Raw genomic sequence first — 14,002 nt, 5'->3', positions numbered from 1 at the left:
TAACCACCCCATACAGCATAGCCAAGCACGGGGCGCCTCTGGTCTCGTCGTCGGGCGAGGGGAGAAGGGGACGCACCCCCCCCCCCCCCCCCCCCCCCCCCCCCCGCCGACGTGTTCGGCCCCGTCGCGCACGAAGGACGTCCGACCGGGTGATCACCCGGGGGAGCGGGAGTCCCGGCCCACCTGGGTGATCACCGGTGGCGGGGCACAACACCCGCTCATAGCTTCGGCACATGAACAGACGACAGATCGCGTTCCTCGCCTGCACCAGCGCCGTCGTGGCCGCCGGGGTGGGTGCCGCCCCGTCGACCCACCAGCCCACCGTTCACCGCGTGCAGCCCGGCCAGTCCATCCAGAAGGCCGTCGACGCCGCCAAGCCGGGGGACACCGTCCTCCTCGCGGCCGGCACCTACCGCCAGAGCGTCGACATCAAGGTGTCGGACCTGACCCTGCGCGGCCAGGGCGCCGGACGCACCGTCCTGGTGCCCGCCGCGAAACCGGGCAAGAACGCCTGCGCCGCCGCGGGCAACGGCATCTGTGTGACCGGCACCGACAAGAGCCCCGTCAAGGACGTCACCGTACGCTCGCTGACGCTGCGGGGCTACGCCGAGAACGGGCTCTGGGCCACCGGCACCGACCGGCTGAAGGCCCAGTACCTGGTCTCGGAGCAGAACGGCCAGTGGGGCATCGCCGAGGAACGCTCCGTGGGCAGCGTGCTCACCCACAACCTCGTCCGGAAGAACGGCGACGCCGGACTGTTCGTCGCCAACACCGTCGACACCGAGGAAGGCGCCCGGGACGCGGAGAGGACCGTGATCCGCCACAACCGGTCCGCCGACAACCGCGTCGGCGTCACCGTGCGCCGGCTGCGGAACCTGACCGTCGACGGCAACGAGGCCACCGGCAACTGCGCCGCCGTCTTCCTGGTCGGCGACGAGACCAAGCCGCGCGCCGGTCACCTCACCGTGACCCGCAACTACATCCACGACAACAACAAGTACTGCCCCAAGACGCCCCGGCTGCCCTTCCTCCAGGGCTCCGGCATCGTCCTCACCGGCGTCGAGGAGACCAAGGTCGCCTGGAACCGGGTCGAGGACAACAAGGGCACCTCCCCGCTGTCCGGCGGCATCGTGCTCTTCAAGAGCCTCGTCGGCACCCCCAGCGAGCGCAACGACATCCGCGACAACCTGGTCACCGGCAACAGCCCGGCCGACCTGGCCGACCGGGACACCGCGAAGAACAACACGTTCAGCCGCAACACCTGCACGCTCTCCGAGCCCGCCGGCATGTGCTGAGCCACCCCACCACCGCTCCTCCTCCCCACCCCTGCACACCAGCAGAAGCGAGGCAACGGATGACCACCGTTGATCCGGCTCCCCCGCCGCCCATGCGGCTCCGGGAGCTCGTTTTCGGCGCGGCGTGCGCCGCCGCCGTACGCGCGGCCGTCCGCCTCGGCGTGGCGGACGCGCTCGACGACGCCCCCATGACCGTGGACGACCTGGCGGCGGCGGTGAAGACCCAGCCGCACACCCTGCGCCGCCTGCTGCGCGCCCTGTCCTGCCAGGGCGTCTTCGCCGAGAACCCCGACGGAACCTTCGAACACACCGAGATGTCCCGGCTGCTGCGCGAGGACGACCCGCACAGCCTGCGCTACATCGCCCTGTGGTGCACCGAGCCGTGGACCTGGAACGTCTGGCCGCAGCTCGACGAGGCGGTGCGCTCCGGCCGCAACGTCTTCGAGGACGTGTACGGCGAGGAGTTCTTCACCCATCTCAACGAGTCCGCCCCCGAGTCCGCCCATGTGTTCAACCGGGCCATGACCACGTCCAGCGAGCAGTCCGCGCGGGACGTGGCCCGGCTGCTCGACCTGGACGACGCCTCCTCCGTCGCGGACATCGGAGGCGGCCAGGGCCACGTCCTGGCGAGCCTCCTGGAGAAGCACCCGCACCTCCACGGCACCCTGCTCGATCTGCCGGGCGTCGTCGAGAACGCCGACCCGCGGCTGCGCGAGGGCGGCTCGCTCGCCGGCCGCGTCGAGGTGATCGCCCGGGACTGCCGCGAGGAGGTCCCCGTCCGGGCGGACGTGTACATCATCAAGAACGTCCTGGAGTGGGACGACGACAGCACCCGCCGGGCGCTCGCCAACGTCCGCGCGGCGGCACCGCCCGGAGCCCGGGTCGTCGTCATCGAGAACCTCGTCGACGACACCCCGTCGATGCGGTTCACCACCGCCATGGACCTGCTGTTGCTCCTCAACGTCGGCGGGGCCAAGCACACCCGGCAGAGCATGGTCGACCGGCTGACCGGCGCGGGCCTGGCCATCGGCGACATCAGCCCTGTCAACGCCTATCTCCACGCCTTCGAGTGCACCGTCCCCGGCTGACCGAAGGCGCCGAAACCCCGAGGCCGCCGGCTCCGCGACTGACACGCGGGACGGCGGCCTCGGGGTTTCGGCGCGCGCTCGCTCAGGAACCGGCGCCGCGCTCCCAGCGGTAGAAGCACCGTGCCATGGCGTCCTTGGGGCTGCGCCACGTGGCCGGGTCGTACGGGCTGACGTACGCCTCCAGCCGCTCGCTGATGCTGCGGAACTCGGGGTGCCCGGCCACCTTCGCGATGGCGGGCGCCGGATCCCGCTCGGCCTCGATGAGGTGCAGGTACACGTCGTCCCCGAACTGGAAGAGGCTGCGCCGGCTGACGCCGACGAGGTGGGGGAGTTCCCCCCGGTCGGAGTCGGCGAACACGTCGGCGATGTCCGGCGCCGAACCGGGCTTCATCCGGGCGACGATGAGGGCGTGGTGCATGGGGGGCGTCCTTTCCTGGACCGGTGCTCAGCGCGAGGACGCGACGGACGCGCTCTCGCTGTCGCGGGCGACCTGCTCGATCCGGTCCCGGATGAGGGCCATCTGCGTACGGGAGTTGCGGTTGATGTTGTCCGTCATCCAGTCGTCGTCGACCGGGGCGTCGGGCTTCATCGCGAAGTCCTGCGTCCAGCGCATCTGCACCCCGCCCGGCAGCTCCGCGTACTCCCACAGGATGTCCATGTGGTCGAACGGGCCCGTCTCGACGCGGCGGGCGCGGACGGTCCGCTTCTCCCGGTCCGGGGTGCGCTCCGACACCCAGCTCCACACCTTCCCGTTCTCGTCCGGGTGCATGGTCAGCCGGAACGTCGTCGTGGCGCCCTCCCGGGAGAGGACCTCCACGGACGCGTACTCGCTGAACAGCCGCGGCCAGTTCTCCAGGTCGTTGGTCATCTCCCACACGAGGTCGAAGGGAGCGTCGATGGTGATGCTGTTCTCGGTGTGTCCTGCCACTTTCAGGCTCCAGCCGTGAGGGTGCTGTTGACGAGGTTCAGGAACTCCCGGGGCGTCCGGCAGCGCTCCGAGTCGGGGGGAAGCGAGGCGCCGTACCGGTTCTCCAGCTCGCCGACGATGCCGAGCAGGCCGAGCGAGTCGAGGCCGAAGACGTCGAAGGGGGACTCCGCGGAGTCCTTCAGCTCCTGCGGGTCGACGGTGATGCCGGCCGCCTGCTTCATCAGCGCGGCCAGTTCGTCGAAGGTCACTTCGGTGGTGATCATGGGTGACTGCTCCTTCCCCGCCCGTTCCTACCGGGCGGAATCGTCACCGCGACGCACGACCAGCGCCGCGTTGGAGCCCATCAGTCCCCTGCTGAGGACGAGGGCGGTGCGCAGCTCGGCGGGGCGAGCGCGCGACATCACCAGGTCGAGGTCGTGGCAGATGTCGAACACGTTGGGCGTCGGGGGCACCGAGCCGTGTTCCATGGCGAGCACCGCGGCCACCGTGTCCAGCACGGGCGCCGCGCAGTAGGCGCGGCCGATGCCCGTCTTGGGCGCCGTGACCGGGACGCGGGTGCCGTGCGCGCCCAGGGCGTCGGCGATCGCCAGCGCCTCGGCGCGGTCCGCCTCGGGCACGCCCAGGGCGTCCGCGAACACCACGTCGATCTCCTCGGGGGCGCAGCCCGCCTCGTCGAGGGCGCCGCGGATCGCGCGGGCCAGGCCCTCACGGGACTCCGCCCAGCGGGAGGCCCCGGTGAACGTGGCGGCGTGGCCGGCCACGGTGGCCCGTACCGGCACCCCGCGCTCACGGGCGCGGGACTCGTCCTCGACGACGAGCAGCGCACCGCCCTCGGCGGGCACGAAGCCGCAGGCCTTCTCGGTGAACGGGCGGTAGGCGCGGTCGGGGTCGTCGAGGGTGCTGAGCTCGGGGTAGCCGAGCTGGCAGACCATCGAGTACGGGGCGAGGGGCGCCTCCGCGGCTCCCACGACCATGACGTCGGTGCCGCGGTGCACGGCCCGGGCAGCGTGCGCGAGGGAGTCGAGACCGCCTGCCTCGTCGCTCGCCACCACCCCGCAGGGCCCCTTGAGGCCGCCGCGGATGGATATCTGGCCGGTGCTCGCGGCGTAGAACCAGGCGATCGACTGGTACGGGCCGACGAACTTGGAGCCCCGTCCCCACAGTTTCTGGAGCTCGCGCTGGCCGAACTCGCCGCCTCCGGATCCGGCGGCGGTGACCACGCCGATGGAGAACGGCTCCGCGGGTTCCCCGCCGAGCCCGGCGTCGTCGAGGGCGAGGGCGGCCGCGGCCATGGCGAAGTGGCTGAACCGGTCGGTCTGCACCAGGAACCGGTCCTCGATGAGGGCCGCCGGGTCGAAGGCCCGGACCTCGCCCGCCACCCGGAGCGGCAGATGCCCGCAGCCCTCGCGGCCGATCGAATCCAGTACGGAGAGGCCCTCGCTCACGGACTTCCAGTAGGCGTCGGTCCGCATTCCGTTGGGCGCGATGACACCGATGCCGGTGACGGCCGCGCGCCGGGGGCGCCGATTGCTCATCGTGTCCTCCCGCCCGGCCCGGTCAGCAGCACCGCGGACTGGAAGCCGCCGAACCCGCTGCCGACGGAGAGCACATGGTTCAGCTTCCGCGGGCGGGCGGTGCGCGGCACGTAGTCGAGGTCGCACTCGGGGTCGGGGGTCTCGTAGTTCGCCGTCGGGGGCACGACCTGGTGCTTCAGCGCGAGAACGCAGGCCACCACCTCGATCGCGCCGATCGCGCCCAGGGAATGCCCCACCATCGACTTGATGGAGCTCATGGGCGTCTCGTGGGCGTGGGCGCCCAGGGACCGCTTCACGGCGGCCGTCTCGTGCCGGTCGTTCTGGCGGGTGCCGGAACCGTGCGCGTTGACGTAGTCGATCAGCGTGGGGTCGATACGGGCCTGGTCGAGCGTGGTGTCGATCGCCCGGGCCATCTCCAGTCCCTCACTGGTCAGGCCGGTCATGTGGTAGGCGTTGCCGTACGTGGCGTAGCCGCTGATCTCGCAGAGGATCTCCGCCCCGCGGGCCCGTGCGTGCTCGTACTCCTCGAGGACGAGCACGGCCGCCCCCTCACCCATCACGAAGCCGTCGCGGTGGGCGTCGAACGGCCGGGAGGCGTGCTCCGGGTCGTCGTTGTTGGGCGATGTCGCCTTGATGGCGTCGAAGCAGGCCATCGTGATCGGAGAGATCGGCGAGTCCGACGCTCCCGCTATGCAGACGTCGGCCCGGCCCTCCGCGACGGTGTGGAAGGCGTAACCCACCGCGTCGAGGCCGGAGGTGCAGCCGGTGGAGACGGTCTGCACGGGGCCCCGGGCGTCGAACCGCTCGGCCACGACCGAGGCCAGGGTGCTCGGCTGGAACGCCGTGTGCAGTTGCGGCTCGGCCTTCTCGTGGTCCACGTCCCAGCGCTTGCCGCGCTCGCTGACCAGTACGTAGTCGTGTTCCAGACGGGTCGTGCCGCCGACCGCGCTGCCCAGGGAGACCGCGGTGCGCCAGGGGTCCCCGGCGGCGGTGTCGAGTCCCGCGTCACGGACCGCCTCGGCGGCCGCGACCACGGCGAACTGGACGTACCGGTCCGCGCGTTGGCACAACTCGGCGTCCAGGCCGTGCTCGAACGGGTCGAAGTCGCACTCGGCGGCTATGCGGGAGCGCAGGCCCACCGGGTCGAACAGGGTGATGCCGCGGGTCGCGGTGCGGCCGGCTGCGAGAAGATCCCAGAACGCCGTCGCTCCGATGCCGCCGGGAGCGACCACACCTATACCGGTGACGGCCACTCGGCGGGTCATTTTATGGCCTCGCTGGGCTGGGCGGCACGGCCGGTGTCAGGCCCGCCGACCGTCAACTGCGGTCCTGCGTCGGCGCCTTCGGTCTCCTCCGTGTCGACGTGGCCGAGGCTCGGGTGCGGAGCGAGCGGGCCCAGGTGGAACACCATCCGGGCCTCCTGGTCGCCGACGTTGCGGAAGCGGTGCCGCATGTCGACGGGGATCATCAGTCCCTGGTCGGCGCGGAGCGCGAACGGCTCCCCGTCCAGGTCCACTTCGAGCGCGCCGCTGACGACGTACACGAACTCCTCGGAGTACGGGTGGTAGTGCTCGCCGATGCGCTCGCCGGGCTTGATGATCGCCAGGCCCATGAAGCCGCTGGTGGAACCCACGGTGGCCGGGGTGAGCAGGGTCCTGAGGTCACCCCCGCGCCGTCGGTTGGGTTCCGTCTCGTTCAGGTCCACGATGCGTGGATGCTGTTTGGACATGGTTGATACCTCCGGGTGTGCCGGTGACGTCCGGGCGGGCACGGCCGCGGACGTCACCGCGGTGGACCGTCAGGAATCCGCGGAGCTGCGGTCGGTGACGGGCAGCATGTCGGCGTGTGCCAGGAGCCGGTGCAGGGTGCGCTCGGAGTCCAGGGAGCCCTCGACCCCGATCGCGGCGCCGTCCAGGAGCCGCTCCAGCTCGGCCGGCTTGCCCGGGCCCTTGATGCCGAGGGCGGAGAGCGGGTCGCGATCGAGTTCGCCCGTGACGTCGATCATGCGGGTGACGATGTCGTCGCGCTGGAAGACGGTGCTCGCGTACACCAGGCCGTCCTCCGGGTCGTTCGCCGCGGCCTCGTCCTGGCGGGCGAGGAACCGGGCCAGCTCCAGGCCCCGGCCCGCCACGGCCGGGTAGTACAGCATGTGCCGTCGCAGCTGGTCGGGTTGCGGCCGGCCGGCCATCACGTGCTGCATGGCGGGGAGCGCCGCCCGGGTGAAGAACACCCGGGCGGAGTCGGAGTCGCTCAGGTCCCGGTCCTGTTCCAGGTAGGGGTTGATGGCCTCTTCCACGGCCTGTACCTGCGGCTGACTGGCCACGTGGCACAGAGTGGCGAGGAGGTCGCCCTCCACCTCCACGGCCCGCACGACGCGGTTGCCGTGCATGAAGAGGGAGGTGCGGTGCAGTCGCGTGGTGCCGTTGATGCGCGTCTCGGGCGCCTCGTAGTTGGCCAGGATGTCCACGACCTTGGACTCGCTGCCCGGCTTGACGGTGAAGGTGATGGCGTGGCGGGTCAGCCCGGCGCCCACGCGGGCCTCCGTCTGGAGTCCCGTCTTCGCGGCCCCGGACGTGGTGGACCGTTCCGGGCGGGTCTCCCGGAGGATGCTGTAGCGCATCGACCGGGTGTCCTTGACGCAGCTGTGCATCGGCCGGACGATCTCGATGTGCTCCTCGCTGTTCACCCAGTTGAGGAACGGCAGGGCGCTCTCCCACTCGCTGGTGATCAGCCACTGTGAGGGGTTCTCGATCGACTGGCACAGCTGGTCACTGATGTGGCCGGGGACGGACGCGACCTTGCTGCGCATGTGCTCGTACGCGTCGAGGAACTGTTCCTGGGCCCCCTCGTACAGGTCGAGGAGCAGGATCACCCGCAGCCTCGAGCCGTCGAACGCCGACTGCGATACGCGTGCCGACATGGTCATCCGGCGCACCTCTCCTCTTCCTCGGAAGATCAGGAACGACCGCGGTGTCCGAAGGGCCCGGGTCGCGATGAGTTCATGGTTGACGCGACCTTCCAGTGCGCGCGAGCGACACGGGGCAGGTGGGTGAACCGCGCGCCATCCGGGTGCCGCCTCGACGCGAACGGGTCCGCACCGGGCATGAAACGTGCGTCCCTTTCCTCAGCCCGTCGAGGGCGACGCTGGAGGCGTTCAATGATTGAATCGGATACCGTCGGCAAGGCGGTTCACCGCACGCCGGTCCTCATCGTCGGCGGCTCCCTGGTGGGCCTGTCGATGTCCCTGTTCCTGGGGCGCCTCGGCGTGCCCCACACGCTCGTCGAACGCCACGCGGGTACGTCGATCCACCCGCGCGGGCGGGGGAACAACGTCCGCACCATGGAGCTGTTCCGCACGGCGGGGCTCGAGCGGCGCATCGGTGAGGCCGCGTCCGTGCTGGCCGAGAACCACGGCATCCTTCAGACGTCGAGCCTGGTGGACGACGACGGCGAGTGGCTGCTCCAGGAGATCGACCCCGGCGGCGGGCTCGCCCGCTTCAGCCCCAGCGGGTGGTGCCTGTGCAGCCAGAACGACCTGGAACCGGTACTCCTCGAAGGTGCCCGCGAGCTCGGCGGCGACCTGCGCTTCGGTACGGAGATGATGTCCTTCGAGCAGGACGCCTCGGGTGTGACGGCGCTGGTCAAGAGCCGCGAGACCGGCGAGCACACCACGATCCGGGCGGACTACCTCGTCGCCGCCGACGGCCCGCGCAGCCCCGTCCGCGAATCGCTGGGCATCGGGCACAACGGTCCCGGCGACCTGTTCCACAACGTGAGCCTCACGTTCTCCTCCCGCGATCTCGCCGGCATCGTCGGCGACCGGAAGTTCATCGTCTGCTACCTGACCAACCCGGACGCCGACGGCGCCCTGCTGCCGGTCGACAACAAGCAGCACTGGGTGTTCCACGCGCCCTGGCACCCCGAACACGGCGAGACCCTGGAGGAGTTCACCGACGAGCGGTGCGTCGCCCACATCCGGCGCGCCGTCGGCGTTCCCGACCTCGACGTGACCATCACCGGCCGGGCCGCCTGGCACGCGGCCGAGCGGGTCGCCGAACGGTACGCCGACGGCCGGGTGTTCCTGGCCGGCGACTCGGCCCACGAGATGTCCCCCACCGGGGCCTTCGGCTCCAACACCGGTATCCAGGACGCCCACAACCTCGCCTGGAAGCTGGCCGCCGTGCTCGACGGCTGGGCCGCGCCCGGGCTGCTGGAGTCCTACGACGCGGAACGGCGGCCCGTCGCGGAGGCGACCAGCGCCCGTGCCTCGTCCCGCTCCAGCGAGCACAGCCACCCCGGGTACACCCCGGCTCCCGGCGCCCCCGCGCTCGGGGCCCCCGGGCCCGGTGGCCCCGGTGGGCCCGGCCTCGGCGGTCCTCCTGGCGGTCCGGGTGGGCCCGGCGGTCCCGGTGGGCCCGGCGGTCCGGGTGGACCTGGCGGTCCTGGCGGTCCCGGCGGTCCCGGCGGTCCCGGGATGAAGGCGGGCGGCATCCTCAACGTGGCGCTCTGCTACCGCTATCCGCACGGCGCGGTCCTGGGCGCCGACCCGGCGACGCCGGTCGTCCCCGACGGGGTCGTGCTGAACGGCGAACCCGGCAGCCGGGCCCCGCACGTGTGGCTGGAACGGGCCGGCACGAAGATCTCCACCCTCGACCTGTACGAGCGCTCCCTGGTCCTGCTCAGCTCCGACACGAGTGCCTGGCACACGGCCGCGACCGAGGCGGCGGCGGCGCTGTCCGTCCCCCTGGACTCGTACCGCGTCGGCACCGGCCCGCAGGCGGATCTGGAGCCGGTCCCCGGACCGGGCCCGGAGTGGACCGACGCCCATGGCATCACGCCGTCCGGTGCGATCCTGGTCCGTCCCGACGGGTTCGTGGCCTGGCGCCACGAGGGTCCGTCCGCGGACCCGGCGAAGACCCTGCGCGAGGCGATCGGAGCGATCCTGTCCCGCGACTAGCCGACCCGGCTGCGGGCAGTCGTGCCTCCCCCAGTGCCTTAAGGACCTGGGAGGTACCCCCAGGGCGATGGGGGAGGGTGGGCGCAGCGGCACCCCAGCAGGCGCGACGGACGAGCCGCATCAGCCCCCACAAGCCCGCAGCTGGGTGGGCGTGCGGCGCGGCGGCGGGAGGCTTGGGAGGCTCAGGGGCCCCCGATGCCCCCCTGGCGGCCCCGTTCCGACTTGGACAGGTGTTGTTCGAAGCGTTGGACCGCGGGGCCGTCGACATCCCACGGCCAGGGCGTGACCACGCCCTGGAGCGCCTGGAACACGGGGTGCGCGTCGGCGGCGCGGCCGGCCGCGCACAGCGCGTACGCCAGTACGTTCAGGTCGGCCAGTGCCGCCGCGTGCTGGAAGAAGCCCGGCTTCGCCCACAGCGCGGCGGCCTGCTCCAGCGCCGCCGCGATCTGGCCGCCCTCCCACAACTGACCGGCCGTCATGGCCCGTACCCCGCCCTGCGCCAGCAGCCCCTGGTACTGCCGTACGGCCGCGGTCAGTTCGACGGCGGCACACGGCGCGTTCGCCGGGATGCGGGTGCGTACGACGTCGACGAAGTCGAGGACGGACGCGCTGGACCCGCCCCCCTCCGGCGACAGATAAGCGAGCATCTGGAGATACGCCTCACGGTGCCACCGGTCGCGCCCGGTGGCCTCCCGCCAGATGGCGTTGACGTCGTTGTGGCCGTAGCGCTCGATCCGCGCCACCCCGAGCAGGACCACCCACGGCAGGGGATCCTCCGGTCTTCGTTCGGCGGCCCGGTGGCACTGGGAGACCACCTGCGCGGCGTCCTCGACGCGGCCGTCGCGCAGACCGCGCGCCAGTCCGGCCCAGGAGTGGAACACCAGCGCGTCCGCGCTCTGCGGCTCCCGGCCCAGCCACGCCGCCGCGATGCCGGAATCGGCCGTCGACTCGGCCAGTACGGACATCCGGTGGCCGCGCCGGTCCCAGTCGTCCCCGGTCTCCTCCAGCAAGGCGGAGACGAGGGTCACGTCCCCGGCCTTGCCGCCGCCGTTCCGCTTGCTCAACCGCCCCAGTACGCGCGACAGTTCGTCGTCGTCGAGGGCGGGCACGAGGCGGGGACGTCGGCTGGAGCGACTGCTGAAGAGGGCCATGGCGGAAGACTAGGAACTCCGGGTGCCCCGGTGGCCCGGGCGGGGGCGATCGTTATCGATCTGGCCCTTACCGCCGGTCAGCCGGGCAGACCGGGGCGGGGCCGACAACTCGTCGGCCCCGCCCGTCGTCCGCGCGTTCCGCTTGCGGACCGGACGCCGGGGTCAGACCGCCGGGGCCGGGTACGTCGGGTACTCCACCCCGGAGACGTACTGGACGACCCGGACGACCTGGCAGGAGTAGCCGAACTCGTTGTCGTACCAGAGGTAGAGGATCGCGTTGTCGCCCTCGACCTTCAGCGCGCCGGCGTCGACGATCGAGGCGTGCCGGGAGCCGATGAAGTCGCTGGAGACCGCGTCGGGCGCGCTGATGAAGTCGATCTGGCGCTTCAGCGGAGAGGTCAGCGACACGTTCCGCAGGTGGTCGAGGACCTCCTGACGCGTGGTCGCGCGGCCCAGCTGGAGGTTGAGGATGGCGATGGAGACGTCCGGCACGGGCACGCGGATCGAGCTGCCGGTGATGGTCGCGTCCAGGTCGGGCAGCGCCTTGGCGACGGCCGACGCGGCACCCGTCTCGGTGATCACCATGTTCAGCGGCGCCGAACGGCCACGGCGCTCCGACTTGTGGTAATTGTCCAGCAGGTTCTGGTCGTTGGTGAACGAGTGCACCGTCTCCACGTGGCCGCGCAGCACACCGTACTCGTCCGCCATCGCCTTCAGCGGCGGGACGATCGCGTTGGTGGTGCAGGACGCGCAGGACAGGATCTGCTCGTCCGGCTTGAGGGTGTCGTGGTTGACGCCGTGCACGATGTTGGGCACGTCGCCCTTGCCGGGCGCGGTCAGCACCACCTTGTCGATGCCGGGACGCAGGTGCTGCGAAAGCCCCTCGCGGTCGCGCCACTTGCCGGTGTTGTCGATCAGGATGGCGTTCCTGATGCCGTACGCCGTGTAGTCGATCTCCGTCGGGTCGCCCGCGTAGATCACCTTGATGGTGTTGCCGTTGGCGACGATCGTGCTGTTCGCCTCGTCGACGGTGATGGTGCCCTGGAACTGTCCGTGCACGGAGTCGCGGCGCAGCAGCGAGGCCCGCTTGACGATGTCCTGCTCGCCGCCCCTGCGGACCACGATGGCGCGCAGCCGCAGGCCGTTGCCGGATCCCGACTTCTCGATGAGCAGCCGGGCGAGGAGACGGCCGATGCGGCCGAAGCCGTAGAGGACGACGTCGCGCGGCTCACGCCGGTCGATCTTGTTGGCGCCGGTCGCTCCGGCGACGGCCTCGGCGGTGAACTCGGCCACCGAGAGCCCCCGGTCGTCGGTGCGGTGGGCCTCGGCGAGCAGGCCGATGTCGATCTGGGACGGGCCGAGGTCGAGGGCGGTGAGCGCCTGGAGGAAGGGCAGCGTCTCGGTGACCGAGAGCTCCTCGCCGGCGATCTGCCGGGCGAAGCGGTGGGTCTTGAGAATGCTGACCACCGACTTGTTCACCAAGGAGCGGCTGTGCAGCAGGACGGTCACGTCCCGCTCCCGGTGCAGCTTCCCGATGATCGGGATCATCGACTCCGCGATCTCCTCGCGGTGCTTCCAACTGGTGAACGAGTCTTCGTTGACAGTCACAGGATCATCTTTCGAGCTAGAGGGTGCTCATATGATAGCCATGCTGATCGGGCCGCCCGGAGGGGGTGCCCCACGGCCACGAACACGCCGGAACTCGCAGGGTTGCGCGACATGCGAACGGGTACGCGTGCAGCACTGCGCCCGGGCCGGATCTTGTCCCGGGCAGGCCGTACGACCGCCGCTACCAGGGAACCTGTCATGGAAACACCAGCGCACGAGAACAACGCCCCCACGCCCGCGCAGCGGGCCCTGGACGCCCTGTCCGAGAACACCGAGGACACGGCGGCGCTGGACGCCCTCGCGAACAGCGACGTACTGATCCCGGTGCCGGACGACGCGGGCGACGAGGAGGCCGCCGATCCGGGCGCGGTGGCCCTGCCGGTGCTGGAGCAGCCGGGCGGCACCCAGGTGGTGCCCGTGTTCACGTCCGAGCTGGAGATGGCCGGGCTGCTGCCGTTCGTCTCCCGCTACCGTCTGGTCCCGCTCGGCGCGCTCGCCGCGCAGTGGCCGGCCGAGGACCTGTCACTCACCATCGACGGCAGCTCCGAGCACCGCCTCACGCTCACCTCGGAGGGAGTCCGCACGCTGCTGGCCCGCCCGTGACCGGTCACGGGCCCGCGCGCTACTCGCCCAGCGTGCGGGCCAGGGCGGCGCGCTGCAACGGGAGGACCTCGGCGTGCAGCTCGCGCCCCTTGTGGGTGAGCCGCACATACACGCCGCGCCGGTCCTCCAGGCACATGCTGCGCTCGATGAGGCCGTCCTTCTCCAGCCGGGCGATCAGACGGGACAGCGCGCTCTGACTGAGGTGGACCCGGCCCACCAGGTTCTGCACCCGGCACTGCTCGCCCTCCTGGGGGGTCGCCGTCGCGAGCAGGTCCAGCACCTCGAAGTCCGAGGCGCCCAGGCCGTAGGGGTGCAGCGCGCGGTCGATCTCGCCCAGGGTGCGCGCGTGCACCGCGAGGATGTCACGCCACCGTTCCTCGAGCCGGGTGTCGGCCGTCTTGGCTGCCATACCCGAAACGGTAACACTTGTTCGACATTCAATGAACGCGCATCGACGGCCCGGCGGACCGGGCCGGGCGGGTCAGGCGGGCGCGTCCTGGAACAGGCCGACGAGGTTGCCGTCGGGGTCCTGCACGGAGGCGATCAGCGTGCCGCCGCCGACGTCCTGCACCTCCTGCACCGGCTTCGCCCCCGCCTCCACCAGCTCGGCGAGCGTCCGCCGGATGTCGGTCACGACCCAGTAGGGGACCGGCCCGGTCATGCCCTTGGCGTGGCCGTGCGGGTCGAGGCCGATCTCGTGCGTGTCGGTCCGGAAACCGACGTAGTACGACTCGTCCGCGTACGGCTCCGTCCCGAGCAGGGTGCGGAACAGCGCCTTCGCCGGAGCGAGGTCCTTCACGGGGTAGACGATGGTCTTCAGGCCCTGGGCCATGACGT

The 14,002-nt window shown here is 71.4% G+C and carries 15 protein-coding genes; 4 read left to right on the top strand and 11 right to left on the bottom strand.

Annotated elements, in window-relative coordinates; translation table 11 throughout:
* Positions 1-233 precede the first annotated feature (233 nt).
* Both ACZ470_RS28580 and ACZ470_RS28575 read left to right on the top strand, forming a co-directional pair.
* Positions 234-1,295: a right-handed parallel beta-helix repeat-containing protein gene (locus tag ACZ470_RS28580; protein WP_468431782.1), complete on the top strand. Its 1,062-nt coding sequence runs from the start codon at positions 234-236 to the stop codon at positions 1,293-1,295.
* A gap of 59 nt (positions 1,296-1,354) precedes the next feature.
* Entirely contained in the window at positions 1,355-2,383 is a 1,029-nt protein-coding gene (locus ACZ470_RS28575) for a methyltransferase (RefSeq protein ID WP_468431780.1), read from the top strand.
* Between the two features lie 82 nt (positions 2,384-2,465).
* Here ACZ470_RS28575 and ACZ470_RS28570 read toward each other — a convergent pair whose 3' ends face one another.
* The 7 genes from ACZ470_RS28570 to ACZ470_RS28540 all read right to left on the bottom strand — a co-directional run bounded on the left by ACZ470_RS28570 (position 2,466) and on the right by ACZ470_RS28540 (position 7,772).
* Entirely contained in the window at positions 2,466-2,801 is a 336-nt protein-coding gene (locus ACZ470_RS28570; protein ID WP_468431778.1) for a TcmI family type II polyketide cyclase, read from the bottom strand.
* 27 nt (positions 2,802-2,828) lie between these two features.
* Positions 2,829-3,311 (bottom strand): SRPBCC family protein, encoded by a 483-nt coding sequence (locus tag ACZ470_RS28565; RefSeq protein ID WP_468431776.1) that lies wholly within the window; start codon positions 3,309-3,311, stop codon positions 2,829-2,831.
* 2 nt (positions 3,312-3,313) lie between these two features.
* Positions 3,314-3,574, bottom strand: coding sequence for an acyl carrier protein (locus tag ACZ470_RS28560; RefSeq protein WP_468431774.1), 261 nt, complete (start codon positions 3,572-3,574; stop codon positions 3,314-3,316).
* A gap of 27 nt (positions 3,575-3,601) precedes the next feature.
* Complete coding sequence (locus tag ACZ470_RS28555) at positions 3,602-4,846, bottom strand: ketosynthase chain-length factor (RefSeq protein ID WP_468431772.1); 1,245 nt, start codon at positions 4,844-4,846, stop codon at positions 3,602-3,604.
* Positions 4,843-6,111: a beta-ketoacyl-[acyl-carrier-protein] synthase family protein gene (locus tag ACZ470_RS28550; RefSeq protein WP_468431771.1), complete on the bottom strand. Its 1,269-nt coding sequence runs from the start codon at positions 6,109-6,111 to the stop codon at positions 4,843-4,845. The genes ACZ470_RS28555 and ACZ470_RS28550 overlap by 4 nt, the downstream gene beginning before the upstream one ends.
* Positions 6,108-6,575: a cupin domain-containing protein gene (locus ACZ470_RS28545; RefSeq protein WP_468431769.1), complete on the bottom strand. Its 468-nt coding sequence runs from the start codon at positions 6,573-6,575 to the stop codon at positions 6,108-6,110. The genes ACZ470_RS28550 and ACZ470_RS28545 overlap by 4 nt, the downstream gene beginning before the upstream one ends.
* Before the next feature lie 69 nt (positions 6,576-6,644).
* Complete coding sequence (locus ACZ470_RS28540; RefSeq protein ID WP_468431767.1) at positions 6,645-7,772, bottom strand: SchA/CurD-like domain-containing protein; 1,128 nt, start codon at positions 7,770-7,772, stop codon at positions 6,645-6,647.
* 231 nt (positions 7,773-8,003) lie between these two features.
* Here ACZ470_RS28540 and ACZ470_RS28535 point away from each other — a divergent pair, with 231 nt between their 5' ends.
* Positions 8,004-9,803: an FAD-dependent oxidoreductase gene (locus tag ACZ470_RS28535; protein ID WP_468431766.1), complete on the top strand. Its 1,800-nt coding sequence runs from the start codon at positions 8,004-8,006 to the stop codon at positions 9,801-9,803.
* 182 nt (positions 9,804-9,985) lie between these two features.
* On the opposite strand, the gene ACZ470_RS28530 is transcribed toward ACZ470_RS28535, so the two are convergent.
* Complete coding sequence (locus ACZ470_RS28530) at positions 9,986-10,954, bottom strand: hypothetical protein (protein WP_468431764.1); 969 nt, start codon at positions 10,952-10,954, stop codon at positions 9,986-9,988.
* 162 nt (positions 10,955-11,116) lie between these two features.
* Positions 11,117-12,562 carry a glyceraldehyde-3-phosphate dehydrogenase gene (locus ACZ470_RS28525; protein WP_468431762.1) on the bottom strand — a complete coding sequence of 482 codons (1,446 nt, stop codon included), beginning with the start codon at positions 12,560-12,562 and terminating at the stop codon, positions 11,117-11,119.
* Positions 12,563-12,760: 198 nt separating this feature from the next.
* On the opposite strand from ACZ470_RS28525, the gene ACZ470_RS28520 reads away from it, so the two are divergent.
* Positions 12,761-13,165, top strand: a complete 405-nt coding sequence (locus tag ACZ470_RS28520) for an SseB family protein (protein WP_468431760.1) — start codon at positions 12,761-12,763, stop codon at positions 13,163-13,165.
* 19 nt (positions 13,166-13,184) lie between these two features.
* Here the strand turns inward: ACZ470_RS28520 and ACZ470_RS28515 are convergent, their stop codons facing one another.
* The gene (locus ACZ470_RS28515; protein WP_468431758.1) at positions 13,185-13,574 is read right to left on the bottom strand and encodes a MarR family winged helix-turn-helix transcriptional regulator; all 390 of its coding nucleotides are present in this window, start codon (positions 13,572-13,574) and stop codon (positions 13,185-13,187) included.
* Positions 13,575-13,646: 72 nt separating this feature from the next.
* Positions 13,647-13,997, bottom strand: coding sequence for a VOC family protein (locus ACZ470_RS28510; RefSeq protein ID WP_468431757.1), 351 nt, complete (start codon positions 13,995-13,997; stop codon positions 13,647-13,649).
* Between the last annotated feature and the right edge of the window lie 5 nt (positions 13,998-14,002).

The organism is Streptomyces sp. NPDC031111 (assembly GCF_055570675.1).
Note: the sequence above shows the minus strand (reverse complement) of the source record. Positions and strands in the feature narration are given on the sequence as shown.